Source organism: Kitasatospora sp. NPDC057965 (genome assembly GCF_042887135.1).
Taxonomy (GTDB): Bacteria; Actinomycetota; Actinomycetes; order Streptomycetales; family Streptomycetaceae; genus Kitasatospora.
This window is the reverse complement of the sequence record NZ_JBHVPZ010000016.1, coordinates 95,149-111,730: the sequence shown is the minus strand read 5'-3', so window position 1 is coordinate 111,730 and position 16,582 is coordinate 95,149. Positions and strand designations below refer to the sequence as shown.

The window sequence follows — 16,582 nt, the reverse complement described above, 5'->3', positions numbered from 1 at the left end:
TCAGCGGCCCCCGATCCGGCCGACCAGGACGAACGGCTCGCCGTCGACCACGCACATCGCGGTGAACTCGGCGGGGCCGGCGCCGCCGTTGCGGGCGTCGGAGACCACCAGGCGCGAGCACCACGGCTCGCGGATCAGGCCGCTGACCACGTCCAGCGGCACGGGGTCGGCGACCCGGTAGGCCACGCCGTCACGGCGGACGGTGCCGACCAGCGGCAGGGAGGTGATCGCCTTCACTTCGCACCGCCGTCCTTGCCGCCCGGCACGCCGGAGTCGACCTGCAGGCTGCGGAAGCGGTGGCGCTGCTCGTCCTCCCAGGCGGTCTTCTCGGTGAGGAAGGCGTGGTGGATCGGGTCGCCGATCGGGCAGGGCCGTCCGTCCTGGCACAGCTCGCAGGTGGCGGTGTGCTCCGTGGCGGCCTGGAAGGCGGCCATGTAGGTGATGAACTGCGGGTCGGCCGTGGGCTCGACGGTCACGATGCCTGCTCCTCAGCGGTCGTGGTGGGGACGGCGTGCAAGGCGGGCCGGGCGGCGGGGTGTTCCTTGTAGCGGGCGGCGATCCAGCCGGCGGACCAGCCGGTCAGTTCCACCGCCTGGCGCTGCGGCAGCCCGGCCTCGATGGCGGCCTTGACCACCTCGCGGGCACGCTCCTCCGGTAGGCGCTCCTCGGCGGGACCGGCGGCCAGCAGCTCGGCGCGGGCGCGCTCGGCGGCCTCCCGCTCGCGTCGTTCGGCCTCGGCCCGGGCGTCGCGCTCACGCTCGCTTGCCTCGCGCTCACGGCGCTCACGCTCACGCCGTTCGTGCTCACGGCGCTCGCGGTCGGCCCGCTCGGCAGCCTCCCGCCGGGCCTTCTCCTCGCGCTCCGCCGCCTCGCGGTGCGCGGTCTCCTCGCGCTGTTCGCGGGCGATGCGCTCCTCGTGCTCACGCTGCTCGCGGACCATGAGCGCGTCGTGCTCACGGCGCTCACGCTCGGCCCGTTCGGCGGCCTCGAACCGGGCGATCCGCTCCGCCCGCTCCTCCTGGCGCCGGGCTTCGGCCCGCTGTTCGCTCTGCTCGCGCTCGGCCCGCTCAGAAGCCTCTCGGGCGGCCAGTGCGGCGCCGATCGCCCGACGGTAGGCGAGCGACGTCTCGGCCGTGACGATCAGCATCAGCGGCGCCACCGAGTGCACCGCCACCCCGACCGGGTCCCGGTCCAGGGCGGACAGACCCACGTTGAGCAGCACCGTCATGAGACCGGTCATCCAGCGCAGGACCACCGGCCACCGCCCGCCGTCGCCGTTCAGGCGGGCGAGCGTGGCGTCCATACGCACGACGATCACCACCGCCGCGTCGACCACGAGCGGCAGGATCGGCGCCGTCCACTCCCAGCCCGGCGGGGTGTGGCCGGCCATGAGCGGGGTCACCGTGAGCACGCTGTACAGCACCGCACCGAACGTGATCGCCCACGTCCCGACGGACAGCGCACGCTCGGCGGAGCGGATCTGAGCGGGACTCATCGCCGCCTTCATCGCGACCCCCGAACCGGGCACCGTGAGCGGCTCGTGAGCGCGCTCACGGCGGACGTGAGCGCGGTGAACTCGTTGGCGTTCACGCCGCCACCCGGAGGGTGCTCGCCGTGCGCCGGATGACTGCCGGGCGCCGCAACGGCACCGGCGCCCACCGCAGCAGGCGCTCGGCGAAGGCGGCCAGCTCCGGGTCCTCCCGGCGCAGGTCCGCCAGCATCGCGTGCGCCGCGTCCAGCCGGGCCGCGCGCTCGATCTCGCCCTCGCCGGCGACCCCGGCGAACAACTGCTCGTCCACGCCGAGCGCCAACTCGGCGAACTCGTCGCCGTCCGCGGCTGTCTGGCCCGCGATAATCAGCCTCATGGGCCTACCTCTTCTCTGGGGTGTGGGCCCGTGAGGGGCCGCCGCGCTCCGGCCAAGGAAGGCGCGGCGGCCCCGTTCTCACAGGCCCGACCAACGTTGATCAACAGCACTGGCCGCCCCGGTTGCCCAGGGCGGCCAGCAGGTCCTGCGCCCTTGCAGGCGGGCGCGGCCTTTTGATCTAGGTCTCCGATCTGACAAGGCGCCGGGATGCCTCGGCCCGATCTGTCCCGGGCCCCTTCGCCCTGGGCGCGGCGGAAGGCCGGCCATCTACGGGCGCATTCGTGCAGGTCAGAGCAGCCCAAAGAAGGCCCCTCTGTGTCACCCCTGTCTCACTCGGTGCGACACTCACAACATAGAGAACCTGCCTAGGCAGGTCAAGAGAGTTGGGTTTCTCGCGCCTGTTGGGCACCTGCCCTAGCATTGGCCCATGGCCTTGGACCCGGACGACTCGCGCCCCCCGTATCAGCAGGTCGGCAGCTCTCTGCGGGCCTCGATCCTCACCAAGAAGCCGGGCTTCGAGACCGGCGACAAGCTCCCCTCAGGCCCCGAGCTGGCTAAGCACTTCGGCGTGGCGCGCGGCACGGTGGACAAGGCGCTCGACCTGCTCCGCACCGAGGGGCTGATCGTGACGCGGCAGGGGAGCGGGTCCTTCGTCAGGGAGCGGACGTCCCGGCCGGTCGGGCTGCGGCCTCACCTTGAGGCGGCCTTCGAGCAGCAGCAGGTGACCCTCGACTTCGCCGGCTTCTCCAGCGAGACGCTGCACAACGCGCTCCAGGAGCCGCTGGACAAGGTCCGCTCCGGCCGGCTGGCGCCGGAGTCCATCACCATTCGGCTCCTGCTGCCGGACACCACGGCACCCATGGCCGTGCCGGTGCTCGTCGACGGCCTCCAGGACGAGGCCGCCCTCCGGCAGCGCGCCCGCAACATCGCCCTGACGAACGCCGGCGGGATCGCGCACTCAGTGGAGATGCTCGCCGAGCTGGGCCTGGTCCAGAAGGCGAACGTCCAGGTCAAGGTCCACCGGGCGTCCAGCCTGTTCAAGCTGTACATCCTGAACCGGTCGGAGGCGTTCTTCGGCTTCTACCCGCTCCGCGAACGCACCGTGGCGATCGACGACACCGCCCACACCTTCTACGACGTGACCGGCAAGGACACCACTCTGTTCCACCACGCCGCCGGCCCGGATGACGCCTCGCTCGGCTCGCAGTACGTCCAACAGGCCCAGATGTGGTTCGACAGCGTGTGGAGCACGATCGCGTACGAGCGGCAGCCATGAACACCACCCCTCAGCAACTCGCGGAGGTGCTGCGGCCGGTGAAGCACGTGCTGCTCGACTTCGATGGCCCGGTGTGCTCAGTCTTCGCCGGCCTTCCCGCTCCGGAGGTCGCGCGCCGACTCCGCGAGGGCCTGCTCGCCGCCGGCGAGCAGGCCCCGGCTGGGGCGGAGGACGAGAGGGACCCGCTCGCGCTGCTTCGCCTAGTCTCGGACGCCCGGCCCGATCTCGTGGAGAGCACGGACGCCGCACTGGCCGCGCTGGAGACCGAAGCCGTCCGGGCCGCCCGCCCGACCCCGGGCGGAGAGTCGGTTCTTCGGGCTGCCATCCGCTCCGGTCGGCTGGTCTCTGTGGTCAGCAACAACGCGGGCGCGGCCATCGGGGCCTACCTCACCGAGCACGGCCTAAGCGAATACGTGGCCGGTGTCTTCGGACGCGCCCCGGGCGACCCCTCCTCCATGAAGCCGAACCCGCGCCTCCTGCTCGAAGCCATGGAAGCCGCGGGCACCGGGCTGGAGTACTGCATCTTCATTGGTGATGCGGCCCGTGACGTCGAGGCTGGGGAGGCCGCCGGCGTTCCGACGATCGGCTACGCCAACAAGCCAGGGAAGGACGTCAAGTTGGCCGCCGCCGGCGCCGTGGTGGTTGCGTACTCGATGCAGGTCATCGCGGATGCCCTGACCTAATGTCCAAGTTCGGACCAGCCCGTTTGCTGTCGGTGGTTGTCAACGTTGGTTGGCTCCGGTTGACGTCATACAGCCCAGAGGTGGCTCGGGGACTCACCGACGGGGCCGCAGGAGAGCATGGCTGGAGAACGAGCGTTGCGCTATCTGGCTGACCTGCACGCTTGTTGTGCTGCCTGGTGGCTGGCTTCTTCTCCGTTTCCGCCCGCGACCCTTGGCCAACCTGGCATGGCCACCAGCCCGTGAAGAACTCCGGGGCAGGGAGGGCCTCCAACGGATCGTTCGGCCGATCCGCTCCCTTGCGCGTGACCCCAACCACAGCCCCCGCACCCGCTCGTACCCATCCAAGAGCAGCGAGCCGGAACAAGCCCCCTTTGACCAGCCATCAGTCGATCTGCCCGCGTTAGCCGGTTCCGGGCGCAAAGTCCTGACAGGCGCGGGCTGCGCTCATAGGCTAGGACGCCTGCGACCCGTGTGACCACAGGGGCGATGGAAGTGGAGCGCCATGCGCATTTCAAGGATCAAGATCGAGAACTTTCGCGGGCTTGCGAGCGTCGATATCCCGCTTTCTCGATTCGGCTGCCTCATTGGTGAGAATAACGCTGGAAAATCCTCGGTTTTTCAGGCGCTCAACTTTTTCTTCCGAGGCGCAAGCGCACTCTCTTCTGACTTCCTCCACGCATCCAAAAGGATTCGCATCCAGGTGGCGTTCGCTGGGATTACCGATTCCGACCTCCTGCGACTTGAAGAAAAGCATAGGACTCGCATCTCACCCGACATCGTTGATGGCTCGCTTACCTTGGTCAAAGTATACGACGGGCCAGGGAAGGGTGAGCTCCGAATCGTTTCGATGGTCCCAGCCGAAGCACGATACGGAAAAGTAGCAATTGACGAGACCCTCAAAACTGGGCTTTCGGCCGACGTGATAGCGGCGAATGTTAAGGCCACCTATCCCGAGATTTACGACAAGCTTGATGGAAAGGTCAATCGGGCGGCCGTGAGGAGAGAGCTCAAAGAGACTATCTCCAACTTGGCATCAGATGAACTCGTAATGGGGGAAGAGAAGCTGCCAACCGGGATGGATAAATCCATCTCCCCACTCCTTCCTGAGCCAATCTATATTCCGGCCGTAAAGGAGCTCAATGACGACGTTAAGACGACAGACTCTTCGACATTCGGCAGGCTGCTCACCCTTCTATTCGGACAGATTGAGCATCAGTTGCCAAGTTTGGCGGCATCTTTCGGCAGTCTGCGCAAGCAGCTTAACGTCGTGACGCTAGAGGACGGTGGAGTTGAGGATAATCGCCTGGATGAGGTCCGGGAAATTGAAGGGCTCATCCAAAGAAACCTTCAGGACTCCTTTCCTCGCGCGAACGTGCGCCTGGAAATTCCGCCGCCAGAGCTGCGAAGCCTGCTGGCTCAGGCCGAGATCTCTATCAATGATGGGGTAAGCGGGCATTTTCGTACTAAGGGTGACGGTCTGCGCAGGTCCGTCACGTTTGCAATGCTTCGCACGTATGTTGATTTGAAGACGGCCCAGCCGGACGGAGCGCCTAGCGCGCAGCAGCCGTACCTCCTCCTATTCGAGGAGCCGGAGGTCTTCCTGCATCCGCGCGCACAGAAGCAACTGTTCGACGCGTTGAAGTTTTTCTCTGACTTCAACGACGTGCTCGTCACCACACATTCTCCCTCCTTCTTTGCCCCGCGCGCCACCGGCACCTTCGTTAAGATTATTAAAGATCACGAAAGTAGTCCCCCAGCGAGTCGGGCGTGCGTGGTGGATGTGCACGACATGGAATCGCGAGACCAGTTCGAAATTATCAAGCACGAAAACAATGAGGCGGCATTCTTTTCCGACTCGGTTCTGCTGGTAGAAGGCCCAAGTGACCACATTCTTATTCCGCATATTTCCCGAACGCTGAATCCAGGATGGGACTTCAGTAAGCACTCTGCCACTATCGCAAAAGTGGAGGGGAAGGGGAGCATCTCCCGATATCGATCATTCTTTGAGAAGTTCGAGATGAAGGTTTCTGTGCTCGCCGACCTTGATGCCCTACAGGGGGATTTTGACAAGCTTGGCGCGAGCGAAAAATGTAAATCGCTCAGGGATCTACTGATCGGGAAGGTCACCGAGGCGGCTGCTGCACAGACTGCGGTCGACTCCACGGAACCCACCGGTGAAACTCTGAGAAAAATGCGCAAGAGTGGTGCACTTCAAGGCCTCTGGCGGGAGGCTCAGAAGAAGCGTGAAGAGTTTGAGAGAGGAGAGTGTGAGTGGCATGACTTGAACCTTGCAATTGGCGAATTCTTCAATCGCTCGGCATCTCAGGCGCAACGCGATATTCTTAGGTCACCGGCGGATGAGAGCATCAGGGAGGTGAAGGTGAAGCTGATCTTGGCTCTGCGGGAAGAGAATATCTTTGTGTGGGAGCGGGGTGCGATTGAAGACTACTATCCGCCCCTTGAAGAGAATCAGTCGAGCAACAAGAACGTCCGGGCTCAGGATTTCTGTGAGAGGTATGTAACGGCGGATGATATCCGTGGGCTCCCCGCCTTCGGTGGTGGGGCATGCGAGTTTGATCTGATCTTTGAAAAGTTTTTCAATACAGGCCTGTCTCAACCTTCCTTGATCCCGGCACAGGCAAGTGGCGAACCGAATGGTGCTCCCGCGTGACGGGCATGCTCGTGCGACAGGACCGCCCACCCCTGGCTATGCCAGGGTTGGTCGCGGCATTTGTCGTCCGTGCTTACTCCCGCCGCGGGTGTGAAGTCTGGAGCATGCCTGTCTACGCCTCGGCCTTGGCTCCCGCCCCTTGCGGGCGCGGCCGACGACGGCGAGGCAGGCCGGGGCGTAGACAGGAAGCGGCGTGCGTCGGTGGAAGGCGCGCCGTCGCGTCACAGGCGCGACCCTTGGACCTTGCGTGAGGTTGCTTTTAGTAGCTCCTGAGGCTGGGGACCACCGCCGGTGTCTCTGGTCCACCGTTGGCGCGACTTCCAGTCTTCGGCTGCCTGCCGAGCAGAGCGAGGTGCCTTGATGAAGTGGCGAAAGTCGTAACAGCCCGCTCCGAGCCTGCCGACACGCATCCGTTGGCAGGCGCCGCCCGGACCATGATCCGGACCAGTGGCGGACCAGATCCAGTCTGTGCGCAAGATCTCACAGGTCAGAGCGCCCCTGGTCAGCGGTCTGTAAATCTGTCGCGCAAGCTACGCAGGTTCGAACCCTGCACCAGCCACAGGATGGATGGACGGCCCCCGATTCACGGAGACGTGAGTCGGGGGCCTTTCGTCGTTTTCGGGGCTCATCGGGGGAGGGTGAGGAGGAGGGCGGCGGCGGTGGGGGTGTCGGGGGCGGTGTGGGTGGGGGTGGGGTGGGACGGGGGGAGGGACGGGGGCGGGGTGGGGGTGATCCAGATGGAGCGGAGGCCGGCGGCGTGGGCGCCGGCGAGGTCGGTGTCGGGGTTGTTGCCGACCATCCAGTCGGCGGAGGTGAGGGTGCGGCCGAGGCGGGCGGCGGCGAGGTGGAAGATCCCGGGGTCGGGTTTGCGGGCGCCGGCCTCCTCGGAGACGCAGACGACGTCGACGGCGGGGAGCAGGCCGGTGCGGGCGAGTTTGGCGCGCTGGATGTCGGTGGAGCCGTTGGTGACGACGGCGATGGTCCAGCCGGCCGCGCGGAGTGCGGCGAGGGCTTCGGGGACGCCGGGGATCAGGCGGGTGCGGGCGGCCTCGTGGGTGACGTGCTGCTTCCAGAGGGTGGCTCCCGAGTAGGGGAGGCGGTAGCGGGCGCCGATGCGGCCGAAGCCGGACGGGGAGCGGTCGGCGCGGAAGAGGGCGTAGACGACGGGGGCGGCCTCGGGGGGCAGGTCGTGGGCGGCGCAGAAGGCGGGGGTCCAGGCCTCGGGGCCGCCGTCGCGTTCGACCAGGGTGTGGTCCAGGTCGATCAGGAGGAGGGGTGAGGAGGACAGGACGGAAGGAAAGAGCTGAGGGTGAGGTGGCATGTGCGGAGGGTAGCGGATGAAGGGGGGTGGGGGTTATTGCGAATGGCTTGCAATTACATGGATGAGGCAGCACAGTGGTGGGGCAGGGTGGGGTCGGACCGTTCAGCTCGGCCGCCGGGAGTCCTTCCCAGGAGCCGATCGTCTTCCCAACCGGCGCCCGCCGGGACAAGCGGTCCGCCCATCCTGCCCAGCCGCCGTCAGGGGCCCGTCAAGGGTGGGCGACGGCGCGTCAGGAACGCGTAGGGGCCGTGGGGCGGGACCGGCCGCCGCCCGCAGGATCGGAGCAACCGATCGACTGCGGAGGTTCCGTCCGATGTCCAGCCCCCTCGCCCCGGCCGCCGCCGCGACCCCCGCGGCCGAGCCCGAGCCGCCGGATACCGGCGCGAGCGCGGCGGACCGGCACCGGCTGACCGCGCTCGGCGGTCTGGCGGCGCTCTCCCTGGACGCGATGGCCTCGGTGGCGTACGGGCCGGAGTCCGTGGTGCTGGTGCTCGCCGCGGCGGGGGCGTACGGCCTGGGGTTCACGCTGCCCGTCACGGCGGCGATCGCGGTGCTGCTGGTGGTGCTGGTGGCCTCCTACCGGCAGGTGATCGCGGCCTTCCCGGACGGCGGCGGCTCGTACGCGGTGGCCAAGGCGCACCTGGGCCGGCGGACGGCGCTGACCGCCGCGGCCTCGCTGGTGATCGACTACATCCTGAACGTGGCGGTCTCGGTGACGGCCGGCGTGGCGGCGCTCACCTCCGCGGTGCCGGGCCTGTACGGCCACCGGGTCTGGCTCTGCCTGGGCGTGCTGGCGCTGGTGACGGCGGTGAACCTGCGCGGGATCGCCGAGTCGGCCCGCTGGTTCATGGCGCCGACGGCCGTCTTCGTGCTGTCGATCCTGACGATCGTGGTGGTCGGCCTGTTCCGGGACGCGCCGGTGAGCACCGCGGCGGCCGACGGCCACGCCTCCGTGCTGGCCGACAACGCGACGGCGGTGGGCGCGTTGCTGCTGCTCAAGGCCTTCGCGGCCGGGTGCTCGGCGCTGACCGGCGTGGAAGCGGTGGCGAACGCCGTCCCGTCCTTCCGCGTGCCGGGCGTGAAGCGCGCGCAGCGCACCGAGGTCGCGCTCGGCGCGCTGCTCGGCGTGATGCTGATCGGACTGGCCCTGCTGATCGGCCGCTTCCACCTCCAGCCGGTCGAGGGCGTCACCGTGCTCGCCCAGCTGGCCGACGCCTCGCTCGGGCACGGGGCCGCCTTCTACCTGGTGCAGTTCGCCACCGTGGTCCTGCTCGGGCTGGCCGCCAACACCTCCTTCGGCGGCCTGCCGGTCCTGCTCCACCTGCTGGCCCGCGACAACCACCTGCCGCACGTCTTCGCGCTGCGCGCCGACCGCCAGGTGCACCGGCACGGCGTGCTCTTCCTGGCCGCCGTCTCCGCGCTGCTGCTGGTCGGCTCGGGCGGTGACGTCAACAGCCTGGTCCCGCTCTTCGCGATCGGCGTGTTCGTCGGCTTCACCGTCTGCCAGGTCGGCATGGTCCGCCACTGGTGCCTGCTGAAGCCGGCCGGCTGGCGGTGGAAGGCGGCGCTGAACGGGTTCGGCGCGCTGCTCACCGGCACCGCCGCCCTCGTCGTCACCGGCACCAGGTTCACCGAGGGCGCCTGGGGCATCTGCCTGGCCCTGCCGCTGCTGGTGCTGCTGTTCGAGGCGGTGCACCGCGGCTACGCCCGGATCGGCGAGCGGCTGGAGCTCGGGCGCGTCCCCGGACCGCTCACCCCGCAGCGCAGCCTGGTCGTGGTCCCGGTCACCGCGATCACCCGGCTCACCCGCGACGGCCTGTCCGCCGCGCTCTCGCTCGGCGACGAGGTCGTCGCCGTCACGGTCGTCCACGAGCCCGCCGAGGCCGAGGCGCTGCGCCGGGACTGGGAGCTGTGGCGGCCCGGCGTTCCGCTGGTCGAGATCGCCGACGGCCACCGCCGCCTGGGGCAGCCGATCGCCGCCTTCGTCAACGACCTCGCCGCCGAACACGTCTACGACCGCCTCACCGTCCTCATCCCCGAGGTCGAGCCGGTCCGCCCCTGGCAGCGGGCGCTGCAGAACCGCCGCGGCGCGGTGATCGACCGGGCGCTGCGCCGGCACACCGACGCGGTGGTCTGCCGGCTCCGGCTGCGGATGTGAACGGCGCCGGGAGGTGAACGGCCCGGGGAGGCGGGCGGTGCGCGGAGGTGAACGGCGCACGAATGCGAACAGCCCCCCCTGATGGAATTGCGCCGATATGCCCCATGTAAATGGAGCGATCGTCATATCTTGACGATGTCTTAACGGCCCTCCTCGGCGCCCTCGAAACGCCCCCGACCCGCCCGGAAAGCCCGTCCATAGCGGCTTCGACCAGCGGAAACATCCCGCCCGTCCGTCCCGCCGGACGCCGTCGGCACGCCGGAACGGCCCATTGCGCGCCTGTCGCACGCGCTTACGCTCGCCGATGTGTTCAACGTGCCCCAGGCGCTCAAGCGCCTCGTGATCGGCAAGGCCATGCGCAGCGAGGAGCTCGGCGAGACGCTGCTCCCCAAGCGCCTGGCCCTGCCGATCTTCGCCTCCGACCCGCTCTCCTCGGTCGCCTACGCGACCCAGGAGATCCTGCTGGTGCTCACCGTCGGCGGCACCGCCTTCCTCTACCTGACCCCGTGGGTCGCGGCCGGCGTGGTCGCGCTGATGGCGGTCGTGGTGATGTCCTACCGCCAGGTCGTGCACGCCTACCCGAGCGGCGGCGGCTCCTACGAGGTGGTCTCCCGCAACCTGGGCGCCAACTCGGGCCTGGTGGTGGCCGCCTCGCTGCTGGTCGACTACGTGATGACGGTCGCCGTCTCGGTGGCCTCCGGCGTGGACAACATCATCTCGGCGCTGCCCTCGCTGGCGGACCACCGGGTGGAGCTGGCGCTCGGCTTCGTCCTGCTGCTGATGGCGATGAACCTGCGCGGCGTGCGCGAGTCCGGCAAGGCCTTCGCCGCGCCGACCTACCTCTTCATCGGCGCGATCCTGCTGATGGTGGTCACCGGTCTGATCCGGGTGGCGTTCGGCCACGCGCCGGTGGCGTCCAGCGCCGGGTACGGGATCGTTCCGGAGGACGGCAAGGACAGCCTGGCGGGGCTGGGGCTGCTGATGCTGGGCCTGCGGGCCTTCGCCTCCGGCTGCACGGCGCTGACCGGGGTGGAGGCGATCTCCAACGGCGTGCCGGCGTTCCGGGCACCGAAGTCGCGCAACGCCGCCGCCACGATGGCCGTGATGGGCACCACGGCCGTGGTCATGTTCGTCGGCATCACCTCCCTGGCGCTGATCTCCAAGGTCCACATCACCGACGACACCTGCCACCTCACCGGCTTCCCCGGGGACTGCGCGAGCGCGCCGCAGCAGACCGTGATCGCCCAGCTGGCGGCGGCGATCTTCGGCGGCGACCACAGCGTCCTGTTCTACGCCGTGCAGGCGGTCACCGCGCTGGTGCTGATCCTGGCGGCCAACACGGCGTTCAACGGCTTCCCGCTGCTCGCCTCGATCCTGGCCGAGCACCGCTACCTGCCCCGCCAGATGCACACCCGCGGCGACCGGCTGGCCTTCTCCAACGGCATCATCGCGCTCGCGGTGGTGGCCGGCGGGCTGCTCTGGCTGTACGACGCGGACGTCACCAGCCTCATCCACCTCTACATCCTGGGCGTCTTCACCTCGTTCACGCTGTCGCAGATCGGCATGGTGCGGCACTGGAATCGGGCCCTGGCCGGCGAGACCGACCCGTCGGTGCGCGGCTCCGCCCAGCGCTCCCGGGCGATCAACTTCTTCGGCGCGGTCACCACGGCGCTGGTGCTGGTCATCGTGCTGCTGACCAAGTTCACCCAGGGCGCCTGGCTGGCGGTGGTCGCGGCGGTGGTGCTGTGGCTGATGATGCGCGGCATCCGCCGGCACTACGACGGCGTCGCCGAGGAGCTGGCGGTGGACGACGTGCGGGCCGCGTCGGTGCGGCCGTCCAAGGTGCACGGCATCGTGCTGGTCTCCCAGGTGCACAAGCCGACCCTGCGGGCGCTCGGTTACGCGCAGGCGTTCGCGCCGGACTCGCTGGAGGCGCTCACCGTCGCGGTGGAGCAGGACGCCACCGGGGAACTGGAGCGCCGGTGGCGGGAGCTGGACGTCCAGGTGCCGCTGAAGGTGCTGGACTCGCCGTACCGGGAGATCACCAAGCCGGTGGTGCAGTACGTGCGGGACCGGCGGCGCAGCAGCCCGCGGGACGCGGTGGCGGTGTTCATCCCCGAGTACGTGGTCGGCCGCTGGTGGGAGCACCTGCTGCACAACCAGTCGGCGCTCTGGCTGAAGAGCCGGCTGCTGTTCACACCGGGGGTGATGGTGATCAGCGTGCCGTGGCAGCTGACCTCCTCCAGCCGGGCGAACCGGCCCTCGCGGCGCGCCCCCGGCGCGGTCCGGCGCGGCGAGCCGGCGTCCCGCCCGGAGCACGGGGAGCCGGAGCGCGAGAGGTCGCCCGAGCGCGCGTAGCCACCGCGCGGGGGAGGAGCAGGGCCCCGGACGGCACCCGCCGTCCGGGGCCTTCGCGTACCCGGTCACGGTCGGGACAAGCCGCCGTATGGAGCCCGTCAACAATCGAACGGGCGCCGTATGGAGGGCGTCAAGAGATCCGTTGACGCTCCGTGAGCGCGGTTGGCTGGCATGGCCGGCCCGCCGCCGGCGCCGTGCCCCGCAGGTCCGTGGTTCGCCCCGGACGCGGGCAGCGGCCACCTCCGAGCCACCGTGGTGGAGCCATGTCCGATCTCATCTACGTCGCCGTCACGCTTGCCGTGTTCGGCGTCATCGCCCTGATCGCGCGGGGGGTGGAGAAGCTGTGAGCGCCGAGAACATCGTGGGTCTCATCGTGGCCGTCGCGCTCGTCGGCTACCTCGTCCTGGCGCTGATCTACCCGGAGAAGTTCTGACATGGGCTCGACTCTCGCGGGCTGGCTGCAGGTCCTCGCCCTGGTGGGCGCGCTGGCCCTGTGCTACCGGCCGCTGGGCGACTACATCGCCCGCATCCTCACCACCTCCAAGCACCTGAGAGCCGAGAAGGCGCTCTACCGGGTGATCGGCGTGGACGCCGACGCCGACCAGCGCTGGCCGGTCTACCTGCGCTCGGTGCTGGCCTTCTCGGCCGTCTCCGTGCTCTTCCTCTACGGTCTGATCCGCCTCCAGCAGTGGCTGCCGCTGGGCCTGGGCGTCGAGCAGATGCCGGGCCACCAGGCCTGGAACACCGCGATCTCCTTCGTGGCGAACACCAACTGGCAGTCCTACAGCGGCGAGGCCGCGATGGGGCACCTGGCCCAGATGGCCGGCCTGGCGGTGCAGAACTTCGTCTCCGCGGCCGTCGGCATCGCCGTGGTCGCGACCCTGATCCGCGGCTTCACGCGCAACCGCACCGACCGGGTCGGCAACTTCTGGGTCGACCTGACCCGGATCAGCGTGCGGCTGCTGCTGCCGGTCGCGATCGTCTTCGCCCTGGTCCTGGTGGCGAGCGGCGTGGTGCAGAACTTCCACGGCTTCCACGAGGTGGCCGGCCTGGCGGGCGACCCGCAGGCGGTCCCGGGCGGCCCGGTGGCCTCCCAGGAGGTCATCAAGCTGCTGGGCACCAACGGCGGCGGCTTCTACAACGCCAACTCGGCGCACCCGTTCGAGAACCCGAGCGGCTTCTCCAACCTGGTCGAGGTCTTCCTCATCCTGCTGATCCCGTTCGCGCTGCCCCGCGCCTTCGGCCGGATGGTCGGCGACCACCGCCAGGGCTACGCGATCGTCTCGGTGATGGCGCTGTTCTGGATCGCCTCGACGGCGCTGATCACCCTCTCCGAGTCGCAGCACGCGGGCAGCGCCCTGCAGGCGGCCGGCGGGGCGATGGAGGGCAAGGAGCAGCGCTTCGGCATCGCGGCGTCCAGCCTGTTCGCGGCGTCGACGACGCTCACCTCGACCGGCGCGGTGAACTCCTTCCACGACTCGTACACGCCGTTCGGCGGCGGGCTGACGATGTTCAACATGATGCTGGGCGAGATCGCGCCCGGCGGGGTGGGCTCGGGCCTGTACGGGATGCTGGTGCTGGCGGTCGTGGCGGTCTTCGTGGCCGGCCTGATGGTCGGGCGCACCCCGGAGTACCTGGGCAAGAAGCTCGGCGGGCGGGAGATGAAGTTCGCCTCGCTGTACATCCTGACCACGCCGACGCTCGTGCTGGTCGGCACGGGTGTGGCGATGTCGCTGCCGGGTGAGCGGGCCGGGATGCTGAACTCCGGCGCCCACGGCTTCTCCGAGGTGCTGTACGCGTTCACCTCGGGCGCGAACAACAACGGTTCGGCGTTCGGCGGCATCACCGTGAACACCGACTGGTACGACACCGCGATCGGTCTGGCCATGGTGTTCGGCCGGTTCCTGCCGATGGTCTTCGTCCTCGCCCTGGCCGGCGCGCTCGCGCAGCAGCAGCCGGTCCCCGCCACCCCGGGCACCCTGCCCACCCACAAGCCGCTGTTCGTGGGCCTGCTGTCGGGCGTCGTCCTGATCGTCGTCGGCCTCACCTACTTCCCGGCCCTGGCTCTCGGGCCGATCGCGGAAGGTCTCTCCTGATGTCCTCCACCCTGACCGAAGAATCCGAGCAGGCCGGGAAGCCGGCCGCGCAGCCGCCGACGGCGTCCGCCGGGGCGCCGCACCGCGTGGCGAGCGGGCTGCTGGACCCCAGGCTGATCCTGGCGTCCCTCCCGGACGCGGTGAAGAAGCTCGACCCCCGGGTGATGGTCAAGAACCCGGTGATGTTCGTGGTCGAGGTCGGCTCGGTCGTCACCACCGTCTCCGCGATAGCCGACCCGTCGGTGTTCGCCTGGTCGATCACCGTCTGGCTCTGGCTGACCACCGTGTTCGCCAACCTGGCCGAGGCCGTCGCCGAGGGCCGCGGCAAGGCGCAGGCGGACACCCTGCGCCGCACCAAGACCGACACCCTGGCCCGCCGCCTCACCGACTGGCCGGCGACGCGGGCCGAGGAGGAGGTGGCCGGCACCGCGCTGCGGCTCGGCGACCACGTGGTGGTCGAGGCCGGCCAGGTCATCCCCGGTGACGGTGACGTCGTCGAGGGCGTCGCCTCGGTCGACGAGTCGGCGATCACCGGCGAGTCCGCGCCGGTGATCCGGGAGTCGGGCGGCGACCGCTCGGCGGTGACCGGCGGCACCAAGGTGCTGTCCGACCGGATCGTGGTGAGGATCTCCTCCGAGCCCGGCAAGACCTTCATCGACCGGATGATCGCCCTGGTCGAGGGCGCCGCCCGGCAGAAGACGCCCAACGAGATCGCGCTCAACATCCTGCTGGCCTCGCTGACCGTCGTCTTCCTGGTCGCGGTCGTCACCCTGCAGCCGATGGCCACCTACGCGGGCGCCCCGCAGTCGATGATCGTGCTGGTCGCGCTGATCGTGGCGCTGATCCCGACCACCATCGGCGCGCTGCTCTCGGCGATCGGCATCGCCGGCATGGACCGGCTGGTCCAGCGCAACGTGCTGGCGATGTCCGGGCGCGCCGTCGAGGCCGCCGGCGACGTCAACACCCTGCTGCTCGACAAGACCGGCACCATCACCCTCGGCAACCGCCAGGCCGCCGAGTTCCTCGCGGTGACCGGCGTGGCCACCGACGAACTGGCCGACGCCGCCCAGCTCTCCTCCCTCGCGGACGAGACGCCGGAGGGTCGCTCGATCGTCGTCCTGGCGAAGACCGGCTACGGCCTGCGGGCCCGCGCCCAGGGCGAGCTGGACCACGCCACCTGGGTGCCGTTCACCGCGCAGACCCGGATGTCCGGCGTCGACCTCGACGAACCGGAAGGGCTCCAGCAGGTCCGCAAGGGCGCGGCCGCGGCCGTGTCCAACTGGGTCGGCGCCAACGGCGGCACCGTCACCGACGAGGTGTCCGCCCTGGTCGACGGCATCTCCGCGGCCGGCGGCACCCCGTTGGTCGTCGCCACCCGGGTCGGTGGGGCGCCCGCCCGGGTCCTGGGTGTCATCCACCTCAAGGACGTGGTGAAGGAGGGCATGCGGGAGCGGTTCGACGAGCTGCGCCGGATGGGCATCAAGACCGTCATGATCACCGGCGACAACCCGCTGACCGCCCGGGCCATCGCGGAGGAGGCGGGCGTGGACGACTTCCTCGCCGAGGCCACCCCCGAGGACAAGATGGCCCTGATCAAGAAGGAGCAGGCCGGCGGCAAGCTGGTCGCGATGACGGGCGACGGCACCAACGACGCCCCCGCCCTCGCCCAGGCCGACGTCGGGGTCGCGATGAACACCGGCACCATGGCGGCCAAGGAGGCCGGCAACATGGTCGACCTGGACTCCAACCCCACCAAGCTGATCGAGATCGTCGAGATCGGCAAGCAGCTCCTGATCACCCGCGGCGCCCTGACCACCTTCTCCATCGCCAACGACGTCGCGAAGTACTTCGCGATCATCCCGGCGATGTTCGCGGCGGTCTACCCGGGCCTGGAGAAGCTGAACATCATGCACCTGCACAGCCCGCAGTCGGCGATCACCTCGGCCATCGTCTTCAACGCCCTGGTCATCATCGGCCTCATCCCGCTGGCCCTGCGCGGTGTGAAGTACCGCCCCTCCGACGCCGGTTCGCTGCTGCGCCGCAACATCGGCCTCTACGGCTTCGGCGGCCTCGTCGTCCCCTTCGTCGGCATCAAACTGATCGACCTCGTCGTCCAGTTCATCCCCGGCCTCAACTAACAAGAGAGGAGAGCGT

13 protein-coding genes are annotated in these 16,582 nt (G+C 69.2%); 8 read left to right on the top strand and 5 right to left on the bottom strand.

Annotated features, from left to right (window positions below; genetic code table 11):
• From ACFVVU_RS21770 to ACFVVU_RS21755, 4 genes are all read right to left on the bottom strand, one after another.
• Positions 1 to 237, bottom strand: coding sequence for a hypothetical protein (locus tag ACFVVU_RS21770; protein WP_350561805.1), 237 nt, complete (start codon positions 235 to 237; stop codon positions 1 to 3).
• Entirely contained in the window at positions 234 to 476 is a 243-nt protein-coding gene (locus tag ACFVVU_RS21765; RefSeq protein ID WP_387791600.1) for a hypothetical protein, read from the bottom strand. The genes ACFVVU_RS21770 and ACFVVU_RS21765 overlap by 4 nt, the downstream gene beginning before the upstream one ends.
• Positions 473 to 1,495 carry a DUF2637 domain-containing protein gene (locus tag ACFVVU_RS21760; protein WP_387791598.1) on the bottom strand — a complete coding sequence of 341 codons (1,023 nt, stop codon included), beginning with the start codon at positions 1,493 to 1,495 and terminating at the stop codon, positions 473 to 475. The genes ACFVVU_RS21765 and ACFVVU_RS21760 overlap by 4 nt, the downstream gene beginning before the upstream one ends.
• A 91-nt stretch (positions 1,496 to 1,586) precedes the next feature.
• Complete coding sequence (locus ACFVVU_RS21755; protein WP_387791597.1) at positions 1,587 to 1,865, bottom strand: hypothetical protein; 279 nt, start codon at positions 1,863 to 1,865, stop codon at positions 1,587 to 1,589.
• Positions 1,866 to 2,292: 427 nt separating this feature from the next.
• Here ACFVVU_RS21755 and ACFVVU_RS21750 point away from each other — a divergent pair, with 427 nt between their 5' ends.
• The 3 genes from ACFVVU_RS21750 to ACFVVU_RS21740 all read left to right on the top strand — a co-directional run bounded on the left by ACFVVU_RS21750 (position 2,293) and on the right by ACFVVU_RS21740 (position 6,495).
• Positions 2,293 to 3,141, top strand: coding sequence for a GntR family transcriptional regulator (locus ACFVVU_RS21750; protein WP_387791596.1), 849 nt, complete (start codon positions 2,293 to 2,295; stop codon positions 3,139 to 3,141).
• Complete coding sequence (locus ACFVVU_RS21745) at positions 3,138 to 3,824, top strand: HAD family hydrolase (protein WP_387791595.1); 687 nt, start codon at positions 3,138 to 3,140, stop codon at positions 3,822 to 3,824. The genes ACFVVU_RS21750 and ACFVVU_RS21745 overlap by 4 nt, the downstream gene beginning before the upstream one ends.
• Positions 3,825 to 4,326: 502 nt before the next feature.
• Positions 4,327 to 6,495 (top strand): ATP-dependent endonuclease, encoded by a 2,169-nt coding sequence (locus tag ACFVVU_RS21740; RefSeq protein ID WP_387791593.1) that lies wholly within the window; start codon positions 4,327 to 4,329, stop codon positions 6,493 to 6,495.
• A 625-nt stretch (positions 6,496 to 7,120) separates the two neighbouring features.
• On the opposite strand, the gene ACFVVU_RS21735 is transcribed toward ACFVVU_RS21740, so the two are convergent.
• Positions 7,121 to 7,816 carry an HAD family hydrolase gene (locus ACFVVU_RS21735; protein WP_387791591.1) on the bottom strand — a complete coding sequence of 232 codons (696 nt, stop codon included), beginning with the start codon at positions 7,814 to 7,816 and terminating at the stop codon, positions 7,121 to 7,123.
• Between the two features lie 313 nt (positions 7,817 to 8,129).
• On the opposite strand from ACFVVU_RS21735, the gene ACFVVU_RS21730 reads away from it, so the two are divergent.
• The 5 genes from ACFVVU_RS21730 to kdpB all read left to right on the top strand — a co-directional run bounded on the left by ACFVVU_RS21730 (position 8,130) and on the right by kdpB (position 16,566).
• Positions 8,130 to 9,974, top strand: a complete 1,845-nt coding sequence (locus ACFVVU_RS21730) for an APC family permease (protein ID WP_387791589.1) — start codon at positions 8,130 to 8,132, stop codon at positions 9,972 to 9,974.
• A 354-nt stretch (positions 9,975 to 10,328) separates the two neighbouring features.
• Positions 10,329 to 12,332: an APC family permease gene (locus ACFVVU_RS21725; RefSeq protein ID WP_387791698.1), complete on the top strand. Its 2,004-nt coding sequence runs from the start codon at positions 10,329 to 10,331 to the stop codon at positions 12,330 to 12,332.
• A gap of 343 nt (positions 12,333 to 12,675) precedes the next feature.
• A complete protein-coding gene (gene kdpF / locus ACFVVU_RS21720; protein WP_387791587.1) occupies positions 12,676 to 12,765 on the top strand; it encodes a K(+)-transporting ATPase subunit F in 90 nt (29 codons plus the stop codon).
• A gap of 1 nt (position 12,766) precedes the next feature.
• Positions 12,767 to 14,428, top strand: a complete 1,662-nt coding sequence (gene kdpA / locus ACFVVU_RS21715; protein WP_387791585.1) for a potassium-transporting ATPase subunit KdpA — start codon at positions 12,767 to 12,769, stop codon at positions 14,426 to 14,428.
• Positions 14,428 to 16,566, top strand: coding sequence for a potassium-transporting ATPase subunit KdpB (gene kdpB, locus ACFVVU_RS21710; protein ID WP_387791584.1), 2,139 nt, complete (start codon positions 14,428 to 14,430; stop codon positions 16,564 to 16,566). Before kdpA ends, kdpB begins: the two co-directional genes overlap by 1 nt.
• Positions 16,567 to 16,582: the final 16 nt, after the last annotated feature.

Excerpts from the sequence above, each read along its gene's own strand:
- ACFVVU_RS21750 (WP_387791596.1), top strand. The coding sequence starts at position 2,293 with ATGGCCTTGGACCCGGACGACTCGCGCCCCCCGTATCAGCAGGTCGGC.
- ACFVVU_RS21755 (WP_387791597.1), bottom strand. The coding sequence starts at position 1,865 with ATGAGGCTGATTATCGCGGGCCAGACAGCCGCGGACGGCGACGAGTTC.
- ACFVVU_RS21730 (WP_387791589.1), top strand. The coding sequence starts at position 8,130 with ATGTCCAGCCCCCTCGCCCCGGCCGCCGCCGCGACCCCCGCGGCCGAG.
- ACFVVU_RS21760 (WP_387791598.1), bottom strand. The coding sequence starts at position 1,495 with ATGAGTCCCGCTCAGATCCGCTCCGCCGAGCGTGCGCTGTCCGTCGGG.
- kdpB (WP_387791584.1), top strand. The coding sequence starts at position 14,428 with ATGTCCTCCACCCTGACCGAAGAATCCGAGCAGGCCGGGAAGCCGGCC.
- ACFVVU_RS21745 (WP_387791595.1), top strand. The coding sequence starts at position 3,138 with ATGAACACCACCCCTCAGCAACTCGCGGAGGTGCTGCGGCCGGTGAAG.
- kdpA (WP_387791585.1), top strand. The coding sequence starts at position 12,767 with ATGGGCTCGACTCTCGCGGGCTGGCTGCAGGTCCTCGCCCTGGTGGGC.
- ACFVVU_RS21740 (WP_387791593.1), top strand. The coding sequence starts at position 4,327 with ATGCGCATTTCAAGGATCAAGATCGAGAACTTTCGCGGGCTTGCGAGC.
- ACFVVU_RS21735 (WP_387791591.1), bottom strand. The coding sequence starts at position 7,816 with ATGCCACCTCACCCTCAGCTCTTTCCTTCCGTCCTGTCCTCCTCACCC.
- ACFVVU_RS21725 (WP_387791698.1), top strand. The coding sequence starts at position 10,329 with ATGCGCAGCGAGGAGCTCGGCGAGACGCTGCTCCCCAAGCGCCTGGCC.